At 49.1% G+C, this 19,020-nt stretch carries 13 protein-coding genes and 1 pseudogene; 1 reads left to right on the top strand and 13 read right to left on the bottom strand.

Annotated features, from left to right (window positions below; translation table 11 throughout):
- Window positions 1–127: 127 nt before the first annotated feature.
- The 13 genes and pseudogenes from adhE to MKZ24_RS15575 form a co-directional block, all read right to left on the bottom strand.
- Window positions 128–2,749, bottom strand: coding sequence for a bifunctional acetaldehyde-CoA/alcohol dehydrogenase (gene adhE / locus MKZ24_RS15635; protein ID WP_042237918.1), 2,622 nt, complete (start codon window positions 2,747–2,749; stop codon window positions 128–130).
- Window positions 2,750–3,196: 447 nt separating this feature from the next.
- Complete coding sequence (locus MKZ24_RS15630; RefSeq protein ID WP_042237920.1) at window positions 3,197–4,663, bottom strand: ABC transporter substrate-binding protein; 1,467 nt, start codon at window positions 4,661–4,663, stop codon at window positions 3,197–3,199.
- A 133-nt stretch (window positions 4,664–4,796) separates the two neighbouring features.
- Entirely contained in the window at window positions 4,797–5,669 is an 873-nt protein-coding gene (locus tag MKZ24_RS15625) for a carbohydrate ABC transporter permease (RefSeq protein ID WP_042237922.1), read from the bottom strand.
- A gap of 1 nt (window position 5,670) precedes the next feature.
- Window positions 5,671–6,594: a carbohydrate ABC transporter permease gene (locus tag MKZ24_RS15620; RefSeq protein ID WP_042242960.1), complete on the bottom strand. Its 924-nt coding sequence runs from the start codon at window positions 6,592–6,594 to the stop codon at window positions 5,671–5,673.
- Window positions 6,595–6,710: 116 nt separating this feature from the next.
- Window positions 6,711–8,039, bottom strand: a complete 1,329-nt coding sequence (locus MKZ24_RS15615; protein WP_340784378.1) for a response regulator — start codon at window positions 8,037–8,039, stop codon at window positions 6,711–6,713.
- A gap of 13 nt (window positions 8,040–8,052) precedes the next feature.
- Complete coding sequence (locus tag MKZ24_RS15610) at window positions 8,053–9,846, bottom strand: cache domain-containing sensor histidine kinase (protein WP_340784376.1); 1,794 nt, start codon at window positions 9,844–9,846, stop codon at window positions 8,053–8,055.
- Between the two features lie 164 nt (window positions 9,847–10,010).
- Window positions 10,011–10,973: an alpha/beta hydrolase gene (locus MKZ24_RS15605; protein ID WP_340784373.1), complete on the bottom strand. Its 963-nt coding sequence runs from the start codon at window positions 10,971–10,973 to the stop codon at window positions 10,011–10,013.
- 18 nt (window positions 10,974–10,991) lie between these two features.
- Complete coding sequence (locus MKZ24_RS15600; RefSeq protein WP_340784370.1) at window positions 10,992–11,501, bottom strand: GNAT family N-acetyltransferase; 510 nt, start codon at window positions 11,499–11,501, stop codon at window positions 10,992–10,994.
- A 40-nt stretch (window positions 11,502–11,541) separates the two neighbouring features.
- Entirely contained in the window at window positions 11,542–12,342 is an 801-nt protein-coding gene (locus tag MKZ24_RS15595; RefSeq protein WP_340790176.1) for an alpha/beta hydrolase, read from the bottom strand.
- A 79-nt stretch (window positions 12,343–12,421) separates the two neighbouring features.
- The gene (gene pgmB / locus MKZ24_RS15590) at window positions 12,422–13,051 is read right to left on the bottom strand and encodes a beta-phosphoglucomutase (RefSeq protein ID WP_340784367.1); all 630 of its coding nucleotides are present in this window, start codon (window positions 13,049–13,051) and stop codon (window positions 12,422–12,424) included.
- 98 nt (window positions 13,052–13,149) lie between these two features.
- The gene (locus MKZ24_RS15585) at window positions 13,150–15,486 is read right to left on the bottom strand and encodes a glycosyl hydrolase family 65 protein (protein ID WP_340784365.1); all 2,337 of its coding nucleotides are present in this window, start codon (window positions 15,484–15,486) and stop codon (window positions 13,150–13,152) included.
- Complete coding sequence (locus MKZ24_RS15580) at window positions 15,486–15,719, bottom strand: glycosyl hydrolase family 65 protein (protein ID WP_340790175.1); 234 nt, start codon at window positions 15,717–15,719, stop codon at window positions 15,486–15,488. The genes MKZ24_RS15585 and MKZ24_RS15580 overlap by 1 nt, the downstream gene beginning before the upstream one ends.
- A gap of 36 nt (window positions 15,720–15,755) precedes the next feature.
- A pseudogene (locus MKZ24_RS15575) lies at window positions 15,756–17,789 on the bottom strand (glycoside hydrolase family 65 protein); the annotation flags it as partial.
- Between the two features lie 411 nt (window positions 17,790–18,200).
- Between MKZ24_RS15575 and MKZ24_RS15570 the strand changes: the two are divergent.
- The gene (locus MKZ24_RS15570) at window positions 18,201–18,920 is read left to right on the top strand and encodes a Crp/Fnr family transcriptional regulator (RefSeq protein ID WP_216626496.1); all 720 of its coding nucleotides are present in this window, start codon (window positions 18,201–18,203) and stop codon (window positions 18,918–18,920) included.
- Window positions 18,921–19,020: the final 100 nt, after the last annotated feature.

Genomic DNA, 19,020 nt, shown 5'->3' with positions numbered 1-19,020 from the left:
TATATAAACATTTTAGTTTATTTTCTGAAAAAGGACTGTGACAAATATCACTCTTTCAGTGATATTTGTCACTTCCATCCAGTTCCATATTAACCTTTAACCTTATACTTTACCAGGCAATCTTAGATTAGTTGTCGAATTTTCCGTAGAATGCGTTGCGGTATACATCAGCAAGCTCAGATACCAGCGGCATTTTTGGATTGGCAGTTGTACATTGGTCTTCAAATGCACGGTCAGCCAGGTAATCTACACGGGATTCGAAGTCCTTAGGATCAAAACCAAGAGCCGAGAAGGATTCTTCGATGCCGAGTTTTTTGTTCATGTCGCGGATTGCATTGATCAGGCTGGTTACGCCTTCTTCAGTAGTGCGTGCTGGCAATCCCAGGATACGGGCGATTTCAGCATACCGTTCGTCAGCTACAAAGTGCGAATATTTAGGGAACGAAGCGAACTTCGTAGGTTTCTTAGCATTGTAACGGATAACGTGCGGCATCAGGATCGCATTAGTACGGCCATGCGCTGTGTGGTACTGGCCGCCCCATTTGTGCGCCAAGCTGTGATTGATACCCAGGAATGCATTTGCAAAGGCCATACCGGCAAGTGTAGATGCGTTGTGCATTTTTTCGCGGGCAAGCTTGTCGCCAGTCAGTGCGGATTTCTCCAGCCACTGGAACACCAGTTGAATCGCTTTGATTGCCAGACCATCTGAATAGTCACTAGCCATTACAGATACATAAGCTTCGATTGCATGTGTCAATACATCCATACCTGTATCGGCAACAGCAGTTCTAGGCAAGCTATATACAAACTCAGGATCGATAATCGCTACGTCTGGAGTCAGCTCATAATCGGCCAGCGGATACTTTGTATTATTACCCGTTGTCTTGTCTGTGATTACTGCGAACGATGTTACTTCGGAACCCGTACCGGAAGTTGTTGGAATTGCAACGAATTTCGCTTTGTTGCCGAGCTTAGGGAATTTGTATACCCGTTTGCGGATATCCATGAACTTCTGTTTCAGGCCGTTGAAGTCTGCATCCGGATGTTCGTAGAACAACCACATTCCTTTTGCTGCGTCCATTGGGGAACCGCCGCCGAGTGCGATGATGCAGTCAGGCTGGAATCTGTTCATCATGGCAGTACCTTTTTCTACAGTAGTTGTCGATGGATCCGGTTCAACTTCCGAGAACACTTCGATAGCTACAGGAGTCTGGCGTTGACGCAGATAGTGCTCAACTCTTTCTACATAACCCAGTTTAACCATCATAGGGTCGGTGATAATTGCTACACGAGTGATGTCAGGCATTTTGGCCAGATACTGTGTGGATCCCTTTTCGAAGTAAATCTTGTCAGGTACTTTAAACCATTGCATATTCACGGTACGACGGTTCACCCTTTTCACGTTGATCAGATTGATTGCAGTCACGTTTTGCGATACAGAGTTGCGTCCATAAGATCCGCAGCCCAGTGTCAGTGAAGGGATATTGGTGTTGTAAATATCGCCGATTGCGCCGTGTGTAGATGGCGAGTTGACGAGAATACGTCCGGTTTGCAGACGGTTGGAGAACTTCATGATTACTTCTTCGTTGTTGGAGTGGATGGCCGAGCTGTGGCCCATGCCGCCAAATTCAACGATTTCAGCTGCGCGTTCAATACCCTGGTCAGCATTCTTCACTTTGTAGCAAGCCAGAACCGGGCTCAGCTTCTCAGCAGACAGCGGATATTTAGTACCTACGCCTTCAAGCTCAGCTACCAGGATCTTCGTTCCGGCAGGAACCTGAATACCGCACATTTCAGCGATCTTCACAGCGGATTGGCCTACGATAGCAGGGTTAACCGCACATTTCTCTACGTTCATTGCGCCGCTTGTCAGCTTGCCAGCTTCTTCTTTGTTTACAAAGTAGCAGCCGTTCGCAATCATTTTTTTCTTCACTTGGTCAAAAATCGCTTCTTCAATAATAACCGCTTGCTCAGAAGCACAGATCATACCGTTATCAAAAGTCTTGGAAAGGATAAGGTCAGTTACTGCCTGATCAATGTCAGCACTCTTCTCAATGAAGGCAGGTACGTTACCAGGACCTACGCCGAGTGCCGGTTTGCCGCAGCTGTAAGCTGCTTTAACCATTGCCGATCCGCCGGTTGCCAGAATCAGTGCAACGTCAGGATTGTTCATCAGTGCATTTGTTTTGTCCATGGTCGGAAGCTCGATCCATTGGATGAAGTTCTCAGGAGCGCCGGCTTTTACGCCTGCATCATGTAGAATTTTGGCTGCTGCCGCACTACACTCTTGCGCTGACGGATGGAAACCGAATATAATAGGATTACGTGTCTTGGCGGAAATCAACGCTTTAAACATCGTGGTGGATGTTGGGTTGGTTACCGGTGTGATACCCATAATGATTCCGACTGGTTCAGCAATCTTCTGGAAGTTGTCATAAGCGTTATCCTCAATAACGCCTACTGTCTTGTCGTACTTAATTCCGTGCCAGATATATTCAGTTGAGAAGATATTCTTCGTAATTTTGTCTTCATAGACACCGCGGCCTGTTTCTTCAACAGCCAGCTTAGCCAAGTACATGTGCTTGTCGAGTCCGGCCAACGCCATTGCATGAACGATTGTGTTTGTCTGCTCTTGATCCAGCCCCATAAACTCTGCATGAGCTTTCTTTGCTTTATCCACCAAAGTCTGAATATATTCTTCAGCGGTGGTTTGTTTCACTTGGGCGGCGACTTCGTTTTTAACTGCCATCTCCCTCGTCCTCCTGTCAATTTTTAGGTTGTTTTTCTCTACACATTTATCTTATCATATTCTCTACGCATTGTATAGTGAAATCTTTCACAAAGTATAAAGTTTTTTTGATTTGTTTTCAAAGCGCTTTCATTCGATCATAATCAGGTTATTTTACCATTTTATGTGTTATAATTGCTCGAATTTTGTCTTTTCTGCTAACGGGGTACTGCCTAGATCATCTGTTTTAGCCGCATTCATCCTTGGAGGCCTTCTTATCGGCTCTAAATTTCTGAACAGGATCTCCTCTGTCATATGCTCCACTCGGCTCTGGACCCCCAAATTCCATTCCTGCATTTAGTTATAATATAAATAATATAGCAAAAAGACAGGAGACTAAGGCCCCCTGCCTTTAAGTAATATTGCTCAGTTCAATACTCCTGAACCGTTCATTTATGAAACCCGCTGCTACTCCACTTTAATAGTATCGAAGAATTTCTCCTGCACAGTTTTGGCTGCAGCGTCGAGCTGGGCCTTGGAATCTGTACCCTCTTTCGAGAATAGCTCCTGGATTACATTAGACATGGTGGCGTAGTAATCCTGAGTATTGTATTGCGCTTCAGGTTTACCATCAAGCAGCGCCATGATTTCAGGGCTATATTGATAGACGATGTCGTACTTGTCATAGACAGCTTTGGTCTTCTTGCCGAAGTCGGAATCGGCAGCATAGTAATCAAGGAGCGGCGGGATGTAGTATTTGCCGTCCGTTTTGCGCTGGCTGATAATCGCGTCAAGAGCTTCAAGACCTTTGTCAGAGAAGTAATCGAAAGTAATATAGCGGAAGGCCATTTCCTGCTCGTCTTTGCTGGCGTTCGGATTGATAACCAGATAGTCCCCGCCGAGTACGCCGGTATGCTTGCCGCCTTTTTCAGCAGCAGGCATCGGGTAAGTAAGTACATCTTCAGGTTTGAGTCCGCCCTGGTTGAGCGCCTGCTCGATAACACCGTCAGATCCGGCCATTACCATAGCAGTACGTCCCTGCTGGAACGCGCCTACAGCATCGCCCCAGCCAAGCGCCCAGTCCTGAGGAACAGCTTTTGCTTCCCATCTTAGCTTCTTATAGAAATCCAGCGCCTTCACACCGGCATCCGAATTGAATGTAGCTACAACCTTGCCGCCTTCAATCTTCTGGATTTCACCACCTGCTTCGAACAGGAAGTTGGTCCAGTTCCAGCCTGCTTCGTTGCCTTTACCCATTGGAGCAATACCGGAGATCCCTTTCTTGGTATCTGCTACGCCTTTGGCTGTATTCAGCATGTCATCCCAGGTCCAGTCCATTGGAGGGACAGCTACACCTTTTTCATCGAGCATCTTCTTATTGATCATCGTCGTGGTGACATAGCCCTTCTGCGTTACACCGTACACTTTGCCGTCAATAATGAACTGGTTCTGCAGTACAGGGTTGATCTGATCCTTGAATTCATAGTTATTCCACAGATCCGTAACATCAGCGACCCAGCCCTTCTCGACCAGGAATTTCGCTTCTGTTGCGTACGTATTGAAGAAGGTTGGCGCTTCGTTCGCAGCCATCTTCACACCGATTTCACTTACATTGTACTGCCAGTCATCCTTGACAATCTCCACATTCGGATAGACTTCCTGGAACCGTTTGATCTTGTCATCCTCCTGTGCTCTTACTTCGGTAAGGTCAGGAGTTGGATAGTGAATTTTGATCGTTACTTTTCTCTGGGTGATATCATCTACCGGTGCTTCTGTAGGAGCCGTGGTCTCTTCTGCTGCATTAGTAGCTGCTGGTGCTGGTGTCGCCTCTCCTCCATTTGCCGCCGGTTTGTTCCCGTTATTATTGCCGCCGCAAGCGGACAATAACGATCCCGTCACCAGGAGACATGCTAATACACTGGAAAATTTACGCATTGAAACTCCCCTTTTCAATTCATAATTAGCTTACAAATTCATCATAAAAGAGAAACTGTTTACAAACGAGGTGTATTTATATTCCTTTCATGTGCAGGTTTACGATCCATATCCTTCTGCAGCATAATTCTGATCACCCTTTAACAGCCGACAACGAGACACCGCGCATAATAAACTTCTGGAAGATCAGGAAAACCAGGATCGGCGGCAGCGAGACAATGAACAGAATGGCAAATTTGATATTCGTATTCAGTGCTTTTACATTAATAACGTATTTATAGATCGCTGTTGCGAGAGTGTACTTCTCCTCACTGTGCATGACAAGCGACGGCCAGAACCAGTCGTTCCAGGCTGTGGAGAAGATAAAGATCGCGAGTGTCGCAAAAATCGGAATGGACAGCGGAACAGCAATGGTAAAGAAGCTTCTCGGCTCCGAGGCCCCGTCAATCCGTGCGGCTTCAAGAATCTCAGGATGAATTCCGTCGAAGAAGTTCTTGAGCAGCAGGAAGAAGAAGGTATTCGCACCTGCCGGCAGCCAGAAAGCAGCATACTGGTTCAAGAGTCCGAGTTCCTTGAGATTGACAAAGTTCGGAATCATATAGCTCGTGGCCGGTATAAACAGCGTCATCAGGAAGAAGAAGTAGAAGGCCTTGCGGTAAGGCACATTCATCCGCGAGATGCTGAAGGAGGCCAGGCCCAGTACAACCAGGGTAGCTACCATGTTCCCGGCGAAAATGTACAGCGTGTTTCTTAGAAACATCGGCAGATTGATATAATCCAGCGCATCCTTAAGATTGCTGAAATGCCATTCCTGCGGGAAAAAATGCGGCGGGAATGAGTTAACCTCAACATTGGACTTAAGTCCGTTGAACATGGTCATCAATATAGGATATAGCATGCTAAAAATCATTAACAGAATGAAAAACACCATGATTCCATATACGATTTTATTGCCGGTCTTCTTAAGATCATGTTCGGAGAGAATCCCTCTGTCTGCGCTCTTCATCCTAGTTGTCCTCCTTGTTAAGCTTGAACTGTAAAATGCCCAAACCGCCCAGAACAACAAACATCAGCATTCCCAGCGCAGTCGCCGTACCATAATCCAGTCTTGTAAAAGCATATTTCACAATGAGCAGCGCATAGGTCAGCGTAGCATTGTTCGGTCCTCCGTCGAGCAGGGCCATCTGCGACTGGTACCCTTGAGAGGTAGCAATGATCTGCAGAATCAGCATGAGCAGAATCAGATTGCGCAGCGAAGGCAGTGTAATATGGCGGATGCGTGCCCAGACTCCGGCTCCGTCAATCTCGGCGGCCTCATACCAGTCCCTGGGAATACTGAGCACGGCAGCCAGATAGATGAGCATCCCCGAGCCGAATTGCTGCCAGGTCTCCATGAAGACAAGCGAGATCATCGACCACCTGGTATCGGTCAGGAAGGCGATCTGGTCCGCCCCCGTGCTGCCAATCAGGGCATTAATCGGTCCGACGGGATCATACAGCCATCTCCACAGTCCGTACAAGACAACCGCAGGCATGACATAAGGCAAATACGCTGCTACACGTACGAATCCGCCGAATTTTCTCAGCTCCGAAATCGCGATCGCAAACGCAATCGGAACCCAGAAACCGATTACAAGACACAGCAGCATGTAGTACAGGGTGTTCTTCACAGCGATAAGCACATCCGAATCCGTGAGCGCTCTGGCATAATTGTCCATGCCTACGAATGTATTTCCTTTGACGAAATCCACCGTGTAGAAGCTGTACAGAAATCCTTTGAAAATGGGCACCCACATAAACATGATAAAGATGATGATTGCGGGGACGAGGAACATAAAGCCCCAAAAGTTCTTTTTCCAGCGGTTCTGTTTATACGGCTTGCTCTCTAGTTCCGCTGGAAGTTGATCGTGTAACGCAGCAGACTGGTTCATTCTGGCTCCCTCATTCCTTTCGTCTTTCAGCACTTTCGCAAAGCGCCTCCTACCTTAATTGTAGGAAATGGGGGAGGGACTGAACATGTCTATATCTATGGCAATCGTAAGCGTTTTTACTTCTTCAATTCGCTGGGGCTGATTCCATAGTATTTTTTGAAAATCTTGCTGAAATGCTCCGGCGACTCATACCCCACCCGCTCGGCAATCTCATAACGGCGCAGATCGGTATTCAGAATCATCTCCCGGCTGTCCTCCATCCGCAGCTTGATGACATATTCCCACAGGTTATGGCCTGTATTTTTCTTAAAGAGATAACTCAGGTAATTGGGGCTGACATGATTCTTCTTGGCTACTTCATGGATGGTCAAGCCCTTCTGGGCGTAATTCTCATCGATATATTCCTTCGCCTTCTGCACAATCAGATTGCTGTGCGTATGCAGCTCCTCGGCGGAAGGATCGGCAGCATAGTTGTTCCAGTTGAAATCCCCGTAGTAGAACACATAATGGTCCGCATGCTCCTTGTTCCAGAGAATGGCCTTCGAAGCCTGCCGGTTCAGCACATCCATGAAACTGATTCCCTTCAGAATCTGGCTGATCCCTATTACAGCATTCAGATGCAGATAACGGTGAATATTGAAATGCAGACTGCGGCCCAGCGCATCCAGCCTGCTCACTTGGCCTGTCGCCGATTCCTCGTAGCTCTTCTCATCCCACTGAATAATGACCGTAATCTCTTCATCGGGGGAATAGAATGCTGTGGAATTCCACTCCTGATTCAGCAGCTCCTTGGCAATATTAAGAACAGCGTAACGCAGCAGTCCGTGGTCACGGGAGGTATATTTCTGTGCATGGTGCTCCTCCAGGAAGGGGAGCTTGATCTTGATTACAGCAAAGAACGGCCCCTGCAGCTTCAGTTCGTCCAGCTTGCGCAGCTCTTCCTCCGTTCCCAGCACCGCAGCCGTTTCGGCCAGCAGTACATTCAGCAGCTTGCTGTATTCCGGAAGCGGCTCCTCCAGACGGAAGCTTTCACTGATATCGGCCATATAGGTGACCAGCTCGGGGGAAGGTTTATCCATTTTGAGCACAACACTCCGCACCGAGTCCAGAAACTGCTCGCTGTTCAGCGGCTTGATCAGGTAATCCTTGGCTCCCAGCCGGACGGCCATCTGGGCATATTGAAAGGTCTCGTGCGCAGAGATGACAATCGTCTGCACCCAGGGCTTGGTCATTTTGGCATGCTGCATCAATTCGATCCCGCTCATTGCACCCATTTGAATATCCGTGACGAGCAGATCGATCTCTTCCATCCGGATACAATCCAGTGCCTCAAACCCGCTGTTCGCGGTGAAAATATGATCGATATCCAGCCCGGAGGCAGCCAGCAGATTGCTGAGTCCTTTACAAATGAGCGGCTCATCATCAACAACTAATATATTGAACATCAGGATATCTCCTCTACTCTATAGTCTCTGATTTCGGAAGGGTTACTGTCACGACGGTTCCTCCGGCGGCACGCGGGCCATAGCTGATTCCGTAGTCCGGGCCAAAATGCAGATGAACCCGCTGATTAATATTACGGATGCCATATCCGCTGACAGGATTGGGACTCTCATCATTCAGCACCAGATCAATTGCCTTGTAGTCGACCTGCTTATAGCCGTTATCCTCAATGGTAATCAGAATCCTGTCATTCTGCAGAACGGAGGTGATGATGATTTCGCCGTCCTCATCCATATTTTTGACACCGTGAATAATGGCATTTTCGATTAACGGCTGCAGGGTGATCTTGGGAATCAGATTGCTTTTGGTCTCAGGAGCGATATTCCAAATCACAGCAAATACATAGTCATACCGGTGCTGCTGCAGCTTGATATAAGCACTGGCATGTTCAAGCTCCTCTTCAAGCGTGATCAGCTCCCTGCCCCGGCTTAAGCTGATCTTCATCAGCTTGGATAATTCCTTGATCATTTCCGCGGATTCCATATTGCCTTCCAGCGAGCTTTTCCAATAAATACTCTCCAGGGTGTTGTATAGTAAATGCGGATTGATCTGCTGATAGAGCAGCTGCAGCTGAGATTCCTTCTGCTTGATCTCCATCTGGTATTTGTACATGATCAGGCTGTTGAGCCTGCGGGCCATATCATAGGTGGAAGCGATCAGCACACTGACCTCATCATTGCTGCCTCTCCGGGGAGTCTCGGGAACGCGGTTGCCAGGCTCATACTTGCGCACAAAAAAAGCCAGCTTCTGCAAAGGAGTCATCAGCGAACGCCAGAAGTAGGTGATGATGATCAGCCCAAACAGTGCGTACGCAACGGTTATGTATTGAATGACACGTTTCATTTCGTTCTGCTGCTGCAGCAGCGCCTTGACCGGAACCTTATACACCAGCTTCTGCTCGAAGGCGTGATTGTTGTTGACTACATATATGAAGTCATCCGTGATGATATCCTCGGTCCCCTCCGGGTCACCGGCTTCAGATCCCTCAGGCAGAGCAATAACTTCCCCCGTTGAATTCGTAGTAGAGGCAAGCACACGGTTACTCATGTCGGTCAGATAAATTTCCCCGTCCGGCAGGGAGATGGATTTCAGCGATTCACCGATCTTCGATTCCATCTTGGTCACAACGAGCACACCGATCGTCCCAGCACCTCTATAGATATTATTAACTGCCCGGACATAAGTGAGTGTCTTCAGATCCTCGGCCTGCGGGCTCAGCTTCTCGGTGAACATCAGATAACCGTGGCCCTTCTGCTGCACCACCTGCTCGAACCAATACGGCATTTCACCCTTGGAGAAAAAATAAACCCCCGCCTTCTTCACCTGAGGAAAATTGGGAGCGAAAAAGTAATAGTTATCCGGATCATACACATACAGCGAGTAATAGATCCCGTCGCCCCGCTCGGCTCCCTGGGAGTAGCTGCCCAGCAGCTTCTCAATGGTTTCGTACCGCTCAACGCGTTCAAGCACTGGATCATCCCCGCTCATATTGAGCTGCTGCAGGATCGGATTCTGGATGACGGTCGTTGTTATTTTGTTAACCGTATCAATATCTCTGTTAATGATGGCGAAATTCTGCTTGTTCAGCTCCACATAAGCATTGGTGACGTGGCGCTTAAGAATCTCTTCTGCCTTATAGTTGCCGTAGCTGTTCAGAATCAGGATGGGCGAGATCATAATCAGGAACAGCAGAATCAGCTGCTGCTTGACGTTCAGCTTCACGATAGGTTTAATAAGCATCGACAACATCTGGATACACCTCCAGTTTCAATAATATAACAAACCTACAAGCGCTTACATATGTTTATTTCAAAGTTCTTTATGTTCATTTGTATGGAGTTTCACCATTATTATATTTAAACAAAAACCAGCCATAACACGAAGCTACCGTGTCAGACTGGTTATTATCACAATCATTCTCTCTCGAGTTCGTTCTCTATCGTTCTCAAAAAAGCAAGCACAGCAACAATCATCTGCTCCAGCCCCCGTTGTTCAATCGGAAAATGACCCGCACCCTCTAAACTCACATACTCTTTTCTGCTTTTGAGATTATCATAAAACGGTTTACTGAAGCGGTAAGGAGTCATAGGGTCTAAATGAGGATGAACGAGCAATACCGGGCAAACCTCAAAGTTCTCAGGTTTAATCACAGGTTTCATATTTAAGAACGTTCTTAGTAAGCGTATGGGAATAGATGTGCCTGCCGCAAGAGGATCATTCATAATGAGTCTGGTCAGTTCAGCGTTGTTCGTGATCCATTTCATCCGGGATACTTTATTGACAGAGATCTGCAAGGAGTCTAATAGGGAAGGAAATTGATCCATACACCATCCCCCTAACCGGCTAATAAGCTTGTTAGGAGCTAACTGATCACGAACTTTTGAATCACTCGTATCCACAAATGTTGTTGCAATTAACCCTTTGACCCGTTTACTTTGTACAGCCGTGTGATAAGCTAACATGCCTCCAATACTTGAGCCCAGCAGAATGACAGGCTTGTCGTCCCGTTTCAGCTCCTGTTCGATCAATTCATTAAGGATGTCAATCCAGAGCTGATAATCCAATGATTCCGCTGAATCGGTATAGCTTAGACCATAAGGCGGCAGATCCGGCGACACTACTTCATAACCGTAGGTTTGCAGCATTCGTGCATAAGGAGCGAGCAACCTGCCATTGCCGCCAGCTCCATGAATGAAAATAATTTTCAATTGTGCATCAGGAACAGGCATACGATCCAGGTGAATATGAGCATTGTTCCAGGTCATCCACTCTTCTGTGGGTAAGTGACTTTCATTGATCTGCATGTCATCAGGGAAAAACTTTTGATATTGTTTCCAATAGGTCACCGATTGATTATAGGAAGAATCCTTGTTCATAAATATGCCGTTCCTCTCTCAGGGGACCGGAATTTCTTTTTCCATAATAAAATCATCCATGACGAATCCATTCCCGATATCCGCCATTTGTTCCCTTAGGGTCCGGAAGCCTTTTCTCTTATAGACTGCAATGCTGGATGCATTATCACGATTGACCGTTAGCCAAACATGAGTCAGGTTCCGCTCTTGGCACAGCTTCTCCAGGAAGGCCAACGCTTGGCTGGCATAGCTGCGCCCCCTGTACTCCTTGCCTATATAGAACTTGCTCAAGAAGAGCTTTCCTTCCTCTTGTCTCGCCGACATATACCCCACCGTGGCGCCTTCCCCGTTATGGATTAAGTAATATTCATAACCCTGATGATGGATCTGCTGCGTAATTGCAGGAACCGACTGGTACTTATCAAGCATATACTCGATCTGCTCGGCGGTAATAATGGAGACATAATATTCGCGCCATATTTCTGCCGCCAATCGGGCAACTTCAGCGGTTTCTTCCGCTGTATGCACATGTGGAAATCTAAGTTTCATAATATGTACCTCCTTTGGGCGCGGACATCGAAGCAGACGCTCATGCTTTGGTATAGCCGTTCAATTCCAGCCAGGAGGCACAGGCATCGGTCCACGTCCGTGTATGCGGCTCATCGGCTCCTAAACCAATCCCGTGTATCCCATGTGCATAAATGTGCAGATCGAACGGAACACGGTGACGGCTCAGCCCTGCGGCGAACAGCAGGCTGTTCTCTACGGGAACGGAAGCGTCATCTGAGGTATGCCAGAGGAACGCTGGCGGAGTCTCCGCCGTCACCTGCTGCTCGCTGCTTAGCCGCTGAGTCAATTGCTCACCGGGACTATCCCCCAGCAGGTTGGTCTTCGAGCCCTGATGTGTTACCCCTTCGGTCATGGAAATGACCGGGTAGCATAGAATCAGCCGGTCCGGCCGGCTGGACAGCCTCTCCAGCGGCTCCGGATGATCGGGATTTCCCAGATCATATAACACCCCGGCCGTCGAAGCCAGATGTCCACCGGCGGAGAAGCCCAGAATGGCCAGTCGGTCCGGGTCAATTCCGAATTCATCCGCCCGGAAGCGTATCGTCCGCAGCGCTCTTTGCGCATCCTGCAGCGCACTCGGGTATTTATAAGGTGCAACACGGTAGCGCAGCACAAACGCTGAAATCCCGAGTGTGTTCAACCATTCTGCAACCGGCCCTCCCTCGTGATCGGCACGCATCGCATAGCCGCCTCCCGGACAAATCACAACAGCGGCATTCTGCTTGCCTTCAACTAAATAAGGTGTAATCGCGGGCCGGTCCTCATCACTGTTTCCCAGCGCTCCGGGCGCACCCTCAGGCCATAGCAATAACGTTTCCATCATCATCCCTCAAGCTTTCCTTCTATAATAGAATAGGTAGTAGAGGAAATAAGTTCCTCTAGGCAATTCTATCAAGGTCTTACAGATCATGCAATCCGGATACTACCAGATCTGCCTCCTTCAGCACTTCCCGTTTCCCGATGCCAACGACCTGCATTCCCGCAGCTTTCCCGGCGGCTACACCGGCCTCGGCATCCTCGAATACCACGCAGTCCTGCGGCTGCAGGCCCAGTTCCCGGCAGGCAGTCTGAAACACTTCCGGGTCCGGTTTTGCCCGGGATACCTTATTGCCGTCAACAACGGCATCGAACAGCCCAGCAATATTCAGCTTATCCAGTATAAATACGGCATTCTTACTGGCTGAACCGAGGGCAACCCCTACACCGCGCATTCTAAGACCGCTGAGGTATGTCTTGACACCAGGCAGCAGCTCCGATTCATCCAGTCCGGAGATGTATTCCACGTAAAGGCGGTTTTTCTTATCTGCCATGACAAGCTTCTCAGCTTCACTGAATTCCAGCCTGCCAATCTCCAGCAGGATATCCAGTGACCTCATCCGGCTGACACCCTTGAGCCGTTCATTATGCTCTACCGTGAACTGGAATCCAAGCTCTTCTGCCAGCGAGCGCCACGCAAGATAGTGATATTTGGCGGTATCTACAATTACACCGTCCAGATCAAAAATCGCACCTTTCATTTGCTCCAGCATCTGTTATATGTCCTCCTTATTGCTTCTTGTTTGCTTGATTATTTTGTAGTGAAGATCCGGTAAATTATCTAATTCCTGCCCAGCATACAACATTAATTCTAATGTTGCCGAATTGTCGTGACTCCGGAGTCCGCATTCTCCTCTGCAGCCCCTTCCACTCTACCCTGAGCCCGCAGCCGCAGCTGTATGCCCGGACGGCACAGCTCCGGTTCGCCGCCGAAGCCGGCGAATGCTACAGCTTCACTGTTGTCCGGCGCCGCGGTGACGGTGATCTCTTCCCGGCTGATCTGCAGCCGGAAGCTGCCTCCTCGCAGCACAACCGGCAGCTCCACAGCTGTCCACGCCTTAGGCAGCGCCGGATTCATCACAGCGGTCACACCATCAAACTGAAGACCTCCGAAGCCGAGCACCGCTGCCATCCATGCGCCGCCGTTCGCAGCCGGATGGGTCCCGCCGATATAGAGATCGCCAACATACTGCTTCGATTCTCCGGTGAGATCTACAGTGGCTGTACGCATAAAGTACGGATATCCCCAGTCAGGTAAGCCGATATCGGCAGCGACAAGTGCGTAAATGCACGGACTAAGGCTGGAACCATGCTCGGTTCGCGGCTCATAGAATTCCCAGTTGGCCCGCTTCACTTCCTTACTGAATTTCTCTTTGAACAGGTTCAGCATCAGCACGATATCAGCCTGCTTCAATATTCTTGTGGAGGTGGCCAGCCCGTTGCCTCCACCCCAGTATTCATGTTTGTTGATCACCCGTGATTTCAGCTCAGCCAGTGCAACCTCTTCCAGCTTCAGATAGCGGTCGAACTGTTCAATAACCAGGGTGTCCGGGTCCGGCTGCGGAACATAGAAATGCTCCAGCATATCTGTGAACTCAGCCAGGAACGGCCCCTCAGCAAACCGCCCTGCCAGCTCCGCATACACAGCCGGGTATTTGTCCTGCAGCAGACCCGCTGTCCGCAGTGCAATTTCCAGTGTCTCCTGCACCAGAGCATTGGTGAACGCATTATTGTTGACCCGCTCATGATATTCATCCGGTCCGGTAACATCCAGAATCTCATAACGTTTCTTCACCGGATTATAATAAGCATACGAGTACAAGAAACGTGCACACTCCCAGATGACTTCAGCTCCGCCGTCCGCAAGCATACTGTCATCTCCGGTGAACTGGATATACTGCCAGATCCCGTGCACGACATCTGCACTGATATGCACCTGCTTATCCCGGAAATAGGTCCGCATTGGCCGTCCGGTAAACACATCATTCACATTGAACAGTGTACAGGCATCATCTCCCGAATCCTGGCTCTCCCAGGCATAAAAAGCACCCAGATACCCATACTCTGCTGCCTTACGGCGGGCACCGTCCAGTGTATGGATGCGGTACATCATCAGATTGCGGGCAATGCCGGGATCACTATGCAGGAAGAACGGCAGCATGAACATTTCCGTATCCCAGAACACAGCTCCTTTATAGACTTGGCCGGATAGGCCGCGTGCAGGAATGGATACTTTCTCAGACAACGTTGGCGCAATAATCAGCAGCTGATAAATGCTGTACCGGAGAGCGAACTGCGCATCATTATCTCCTTCGATCACCACATCGCTGCTTAACCACCGCTCTTCCCATTTCCGGCAATGGGCTGCCAGCAGCTCTGCATAACCTGCCGCAGCCGCAGTCCTGACTGTTCGTACCGCCTGTACAGCAGCTTCCCCCTCCATGTCCAGCCCGGTGAAGACGGCCACATATTTGTACCATTCATAGATCTCTCCAGCCTTGGCGTCAAAAGAAACCGTCCGGAGCGCTGCCTCCCCATGGATACGCTGCTCCGCAAACGCGAAATCCGCCTGCTCAGCAACCGCGACCGGCAGCTGTAATTCACCCGTAACAGCCGTTGCCAGGAGCACGCCTTCCTTCAGCTGATTCCGCTGCTCAAACAGATGGGGGCCGTTGATATCCCAGACCTCACCGTCAATCCCTGTTTCAATCTCTATCCGGCAATCCACCGTACTATGAATTGTCCATTTACCGGCCAGCACATGCAGCTGATCCATGCTGACGAACCGCTCCGCTGTGAGGGTCAACTGTCCACCGTCCCGGACACTGAACACCGTCTCCCGCCGGTGGACTGCTGCGCGGAGTTCCAGGCTCTGTATATGAGCCTGCGGCTCCGTCTCCAGAACGCTAAGCACTTTCCCGTCACAGCTGATTACGGTGAACATACCGTTCGGGGCATTCACCGGCTCGCGCCATTTATCTCCCGCTCTGTCGTATACCCCGGCCAAAGTAACCGCCGTGAGCTGCTCCTTGCCGAACTCCTCGAGCACACCCCGGAAGCCCATATACCCGTTACCGGTCATATATTTATTCCCGTTGGTTGTAATCCTGCCAGGTTCGAAGCTGCTTTCGCTTACGGTCCAGTTCATTATGCCATCATCCCTTCACCCAGCGGAAGCTTCGTACCTGCAACATCCACCTTCACCAGCCGTCCGTAAATCATAACCTCAGTGCTTCCACCCTCTATGGCTCTGAAGCTAACCGAATCCTTGTTCACAATAATTCCGAGCAGCACGCCCTCAACCCTCACCTGGAAGCTATAGGAGGTCCAGCGCTGCGGCAGTGTAGGCTGGAAGGACAGACGGGTACCATCAGAACGCATGCCGCCGAAGCCGTACACAATGTTCATCCAGGCTGCTGCAATCGAAGTTGTATGCAATCCTTCTCTGGTATTTCGGTTGTAGTTATCCAGATCCAGCCGGGTAGCGAATTCGAAGAAATGATACGCTTCCTCATGTTTGCCGACTTCACTGGCCAGAATGGAATGAATGGACGGCGAGAGTGAAGATTCATGGATACATCTGGATTCGTAGTATTCATAATTCGCAAGCTTGGCTTCTCTGGAGAACTGTCCGTTATATAAGAACATGAACATCAGCACATCCGGCTACTTGATCATGTCATAGCGGTACAGGCGGTCATAAGACCAATTCGAGTAGAGCGGGAATTCGGATACCGGAATCGAGTGAATATCAATATGAGGCATATCAAAAAATCCGTCATGCTCCTCATACACCCCGCTCTCCGTATCCAGCGGAATCTTCATATGCTCGTGTTTGTTGTCCCAATCCGCCAATTCCTCTTCGCGGAGCTCCGTTTTGGCAACAACGGCTGCATATGCTTCAGGCGTCTTCACCTTCATCTCGGCAATGGTTTCGAGTGTGAATTCAAATAATTTCTTAGCCATCAGATTGATATAGCAGTTATTGTTGACCATCAGCTGAAATTCGTCAGGTCCCATTACTCCGAAATAACCGTATTCTCCGCTGCGCTGACCCCACTGGCCGCGGGTTGCATAGAAGCGGCTGATCTGAATCAGCATCTCAGCACCTTTGCTGTAGAGGAATTCCCGGTCACCTGTATTCTTCACATAATGCCAGATGCCGTAGGAAACAGCTGTTCCAACATGCAGCTGAAGGTTAGAGTGCTGCCACAGATCACAGCTCTCAGTCCCGTCAATCGTGGCAATGGGATAAAAAGCACCTTCGCAATCCACATCCTTCCCGCGCTGCATGGCTTCCGGCAGTGACTTATAGCGGAACTCCAGCAGGCTGCGGGCCGCCTTCGGATTATTGAACATATAGAACGGCAGACAGTAGGATTCCGTATCCCAGAAGGCCAGACCGCGGTATGCTTCTCCCGTCAGCCCTTTGGCACCGATGTTATAGCCCGGATGATCTCCATGATAGGTCTGATACAGCTGGAAAATGCAGAACCTTATCCCCTGTTGATTCTCGGGATCGCCTTCAATAGTGATATCACTGGTTGCCCAGATACCACTCCAGTAAGAGGCTTGGTCAGCAAACACCTGTTGCTTTTCCAGCCCGCTTACCCCGGCCGCAAGCTCCATACCTTCAGCCCAGAGGCTATCCTCCGTACGGGAGGCTTTGTTGTCCGCCGCATTCACGACGAGCTTGGTGAAGGAAGCCGGTTCTCCTTGAGACAGTTCAAGAGAGAACTTCCGTCCGATGAACCGGTCACGCTCCACAAGCTCTGTATTTAGTGGCTGGGAGGACTGAAGTATAAACCCGGAGAAAAGCTTGTTCCCGGTTGTCAGCGTACTTCCCAGGATAGCTGTAACTGCCTCTACGTCTCCGCTGCGCAGCTGCTTCCACATGCTCTGGCCGTGTTCTTCGTGGATCATGTTGAAATCAAGACCCGTACAGATATCTACACTCCCCGTGAAGTTAAGCGGCTCAAAGGTGATCTGCTGCAGACCCAGATGAGACATTGTCATACTTACCAGGCGCGCGAAGCTGATCTGCAGCTGTTTGCCGTCCGGCAGATGCCAGATGAATTCCCTCCGGAATGTCCCGGTACGGAAATCCAGTCTGCGGGAGTAATTCGTAACCTTGCTATGAGCCAGATCGAGCTGTAAGCCATCAACGGATATTCGCGTATACAGCCAGTCCACCGCATTCACCATATAACGGAGTGTCCGGATAATGCCCTTATAATGGTTGCCGACATTCATCTGCTCGTTTAGCCCATTCAAGTAGCTGCCAGGCAGTGAATCTCCGCTGTACCCTTCTTCGGCATACCCCCGCACGCCCATATACTCATTGCCCAGTGAAAAAATCGATTCCGAGGTCCGGTTACGCTCCGGATCAAAGCCCTCTTCTATTATCGCCCACGGATCGACCTTCAGATATTTGTCCGCCACTTTTGCCATATTTGATTTCTCCTTCTCTAAGGGAATGTTCCGCCCTTCCCGCAGTTGTCCACGGAGGTACGGACGCTCAGTTCCAGAGTATCTCTAAGTACCTTCAGGACCAAGGTCTGCTTATAACGGAGTTATGTGCATTTTTACGGAAATGGGGAGATCCAGCAAAAACAAAAAAAGCCGCAAGCTCCCAGGATCTATCCAGAATAGGAGACAGCTGCTATAATATCCTGTAATACAGGTTATGGACCCACTTTTGGTGCGAAAACATATCATATTTCACACAAACGAAGTGAAAATTATCACAATGTAAAAAAATCGACACTTTTTCGCGAAATTTTTTAACCATAAAGAGGAATTAACATGTATAATTAATTTAAAATTTACTGAAAAACTGAGGGAATAAAGGGGATGTCGATTATGATAAAGGAACATTATAATGTTATCGAAGCCCGCGGCAATACAAACTGTTTCTCCGAACAGAACTTTAACCGGCTATTGGTCACAATGAAGGAGCGCATGGTCCCTGAAGGCTCTCACCTATTCTGGGAAGGCGACTATTCGGATAAATTGTTTTATATCAAACGTGGACGTGTGAAACTAACCAAATCAACTGACGAAGGCAAGGAACTAATCCTGTATATGTATCAGGCCGGTGACATGGTTGGTCAGGCAGACCCCTTCTTCAGCACGAAGCATAGCTTTACTGCCGAAGTAATTGAAGAAAGTGAAGTCGGCGTCATCGAGCAGAAGGATCTGGAGATTCTGATCTGCCAGCACTGTGATTTCGCGATTGACTTCATGAAATGGATGGGGATTCATCACCGTCTCACGCAGACGAAATTCCGCGATCTGATGATGTACGGCAAACCAGGTGCACTCTGCTCTACGCTGATCCGTCTGGGCAACACCTATGGCGAGAAGACAGGCGACAGCATTCTGATCAACAAAAAAATCACGCATACAGACCTGTCCAACATGATCGGCGCTACCCGTGAGAGTGTTAACCGCATGCTGAGTGATCTGCGTAAAAAAGACGCTGTAGAGTATGAGAACGGCATGATTGTCATTAAGGATCTGTCGATGCTTCAAGACATCTGCCATTGTGAATTGTGCCCTAACGAAATCTGCCGAATTTAATTCCTAATAATAATACCCTCTATTCACCTCAATGAAACATATATGACCCAATAAATTAATAGAGTGGTCGAAGGCGCCTTGTCCGGCGTCTTTTTTTCTT

Source organism: Paenibacillus sp. FSL R7-0297 (genome assembly GCF_038009025.1).
Taxonomy (GTDB): Bacteria; Bacillota; Bacilli; order Paenibacillales; family Paenibacillaceae; genus Paenibacillus_AQ.
Note: the sequence above shows the minus strand (reverse complement) of the source record. Positions and strands in the feature narration are given on the sequence as shown.